The sequence below is a fragment of the Cellvibrio sp. OA-2007 genome (assembly GCF_000953825.1).
GTDB lineage: Bacteria > Pseudomonadota > Gammaproteobacteria > Pseudomonadales > Cellvibrionaceae > Cellvibrio.
The window spans coordinates 1-1,328 of record NZ_BBUL01000033.1 but is presented as its reverse complement, the minus strand read 5'-3'; the positions used below and the strand labels follow the sequence as shown (position 1 = coordinate 1,328).

At 47.6% G+C, this 1,328-nt stretch carries 1 protein-coding gene; it reads right to left on the bottom strand.

What is annotated here, in order from left to right:
- On the bottom strand, positions 1 to 1,328 hold a 1,328-nt coding region (locus AWU77_RS02125), incomplete at both ends, for a putative Ig domain-containing protein (RefSeq protein ID WP_193747473.1).

Below are 1,328 nucleotides of genomic sequence, written 5' to 3'. Positions count from 1 at the left end.
GTGACGGTACCACCGTTGCCGTCATCGGCAATCACATCAATTGAAATTGAACCCACATCGGCATTCGCAGGTGTGCCACTAAAGGTACGCGTCACCGCATCAAAACTTAACCACGCCGGTAATGCACCGCCACCGGCTAATTGCGCGCTGTAAGTGAGCGTATCGCCAACATCAACATCGTTAAACGTATTCAAAGCAAATTGAAAATTAAATGCAGTATCTTCGATAGCGTTTTGATCGGGAATTGCATTGGCAACGGTGGGCGCATCGTTGGTATTGGAAACGGTAATGACGAAAGTATCTGTGACAGTACCTCCACGACCATCATCGGCAGTCACTTCTAGTGAAAAAGTTCCAACATCGTTATTCAACGGAATTCCGCTAAATGTGCGAGTCGCAGCATCAAAACTGAGCCATGCCGGTAATAAGCCTCCTCCGGCCGATTGCGCGCTATAGGTCAAGGTATCGCCAACATCCACATCTGCAAAAGTATTAGACGCAAATTGGAAATTGAAAACAGAATCTTCAATCACATTCTGATCGGGAATAGCGTTAGCAACCGTTGGTAAATTATTGATGCCCGCATAAACAGTCAAATCAAATGTGTCTGTAACAATACCGCCATTACCATCGTTGGCAATCACGTCAATTGAGATTGAACCAAGATCGCCGTTTGTAGGTGTTCCACTAAAGGTGCGAGTCACTGCATCAAAACTCAACCAGGCAGGTAATGCACCACCACCCGCTAATTGCGCGCTGTATGTCAGCGTATCGCCGACATCCACATCACCAAAGGTATTTGCAGCAAACTGGAAATTAAATGGTGAGTTTTCAGTTGCGTCCCTGTCTGGAATTGCATTGGTGACCGTTGGTGCATCATTGATATTGGCAACGGAAATGACAAACGTATCGGTCACTGTGCTGCCGTTGCCATCGTTGGCAATCACATCAATCGATACAGTGCCGACATCGGCATTCGCAGGTGTGCCACTAAATGTGCGAGTTACAGCATCGAAACTTAACCACGCGGGTAAAGCACCACCACCCGCTAATTGCGCGCTATAAGTCAGCGTATCGCCGACATCAACATCGCTAAACGTATTCGAAGCAAATTGAAAATTAAACGCAGCATCTTCGGTGGCGTTTTGATCGGGAATCGCATTGGCAACGGTGGGTGCATCGTTGGTATTGGCGATAACAATATCGAAACTATCGGTAACCGTACCGCCGTTGCCGTCACTCGCAATCACATCAATCGATACAGTGCCGACATCGGCATTGGCTGGCGTTCCGCTAAACGTGCGAGTTACCGCATCGAAACTTAACCA